Source organism: Paenibacillus hunanensis, assembly GCF_014645615.1.
GTDB lineage: Bacteria > Bacillota > Bacilli > Paenibacillales > Paenibacillaceae > Saccharibacillus > Saccharibacillus hunanensis.
In genome coordinates, this window is record NZ_BMMB01000033.1 from 1 (window position 1) to 1,955 (window position 1,955).

Annotated in this window: 2 protein-coding genes and 1 rRNA gene; all 3 read right to left on the minus strand. The window is 42.3% G+C overall.

The window, feature by feature from the left end; genetic code table 11:
* Positions 1-133: ribosomal RNA gene (locus IEX62_RS23415) — 16S ribosomal RNA — on the minus strand; the annotation flags it as partial.
* Positions 134-571: 438 nt separating this feature from the next.
* Positions 572-802 carry a hypothetical protein gene (locus IEX62_RS23420; protein ID WP_188778812.1) on the minus strand — a complete coding sequence of 77 codons (231 nt, stop codon included), beginning with the start codon at positions 800-802 and terminating at the stop codon, positions 572-574.
* A 199-nt stretch (positions 803-1,001) separates the two neighbouring features.
* A complete protein-coding gene (locus tag IEX62_RS23425; protein ID WP_188778814.1) occupies positions 1,002-1,616 on the minus strand; it encodes a stage II sporulation protein M in 615 nt (204 codons plus the stop codon).
* Positions 1,617-1,955: the final 339 nt, after the last annotated feature.

Consider the following 1,955-nt stretch of genomic DNA (forward strand, 5'->3'; position numbering starts at 1 on the left):
GGTTGCCTACGTGTTACTCACCCGTCCGCCGCTAAGTCTCAAGAAAGCAAGCTTCCTATCAACTCCGCTCGACTTGCATGTATTAGGCACGCCGCCAGCGTTCGTCCTGAGCCAGGATCAAACTCTCCAATAAAGTGTTTGACGTGCTCATTTTGTTGCTGGCGAGAACACTACTGTTCTCTATATTTTGAAGAACGAAGTTCTTCACTCACTCGTTGTTCAGTTTTCAAAGATCAAGCTCTTTCGTTGCCGCTCAGTATCTCTCGCAGCAACTTTTATATCATATCATGTTGCGTTTCGTTCGTCAAGCACTTTTTTTGAAGTGTTTTTCGCTTCAAAGCGCTTCACGAAGGAAGCTCATGATATCTTTTCTTTCATTGTCACTCGTTCGTGACAACTTTTATAATATATCATGTGAACTTCAGAGTGTCAACACTTTTTTCAAACTTTTTAGCCCCGTTGTAGTCAGGAGTGAGTTGATTGAACTCAATCTCCTTCCTAGCGGCGCTAAAAGTTAATTAGTGCGAAAATCAATTTATCATAAATAGCGGAAGCCGTCAACTATATTGAATTAGTTTTTGGCTTCCGGATATCGCGCACTACGTACATATTTAGCTAGTTCCTTTTGCGGGGCAAAGCGTGCATACATTTTGAATATCGTTTTGTAACGTTTATCGATCGCCTGTCGGATGTCCTGGTTTAAACGCTGATCGCTAAGATCGAATAACATCTCATCCAGTTCTTTTCGCAATACGTATGCCATCTCTTTGCATTCGTTCTCATTCAGCAGCATTCCAAGCATATTAAGTCCTCCCTAAGTTAGCTCCTCACTTCATCTATCTCGTCTCCCAGACTTGTGCTATTACCATCTCTTTTATAGAAGAAAGTATATGGCTCAGCAAGCAATTCCGTAGTCTGGTGTTGATATAGTCTGGATAGTGATGATTTAACCGTATTCTGTATGCTTGTAAACACATCGTTGCAAAAAGGAAGACACTGTTTTAACTCATTAGCCAGTATGTTAAAGTACTCTCGATTACTGCTGCAACAAACAACAGAATTACGATCCATAGGCTAGCTGGAATGATGGAGCGTAGAAATAGGCGTCGCTCGCTTTTGAGTCTTTGCCGCCCAGGCGCATTCGATGTTGTCAGGGTATCCAGCATAAGCTTACCGAATCGTAGTCCATATGCAGATGCGATGATGATAGCGGGGATCTCAATGATTCCATGTGGAAGAAGACCTTTGACGATGAGCTCGGTAACATTGTCACCATGCACGCTAGCCGATTGGAGCAGATAGCCGATAATCATCCCGTTCATTACAAGGAAGAATGCTGGGATAATTCCGATAAAGAAGCCTAGTAAAAGAACGAGAATACTTTTGACGGCGTTATTGAAGAAAATGAACAGGAAGTAGTTCATCTGCACATTGCTGCCCTGTTTTAACTGACTACTGATCGTTCGAAGCTGATCTAGTTGACTGGCTAAGTAGTTACCCAGCTGCTCTGACCAGATGATACCCGCTATAAGACCAAAAACGAATAGAATGGTCGCCACGACAATCATCGAGCGATTTTGTCTTAGATCGTACAAGAAGGTACGAAAGGATAGCATATACTCACTCCTCTATGAAATGATAGGTGGTATGTTGAACAGGTACCTCACAATATATAGAAGATTAATGTGCCGATGTTTAGATTCGTAAGAGCCCTATCGATTATATAGATGGCATTCAGGCTTTCTTTTATATAGTTAGAGAATGACAATATCAGTGTAACATAGTGGGGATGCGAATCACGAATTGTGAATTGTGAATTGTGAATTGTGCGCATGCTAATTATAGTAAGAAAAGAAAAACAGGGTGATGCCCTGCGGCTTCATCCCTGTTTGAAACTCCATGCTCCATGCTCCATGCTCCATGCTCCATGCTCCATGCTCCATGCTCCATGCTCC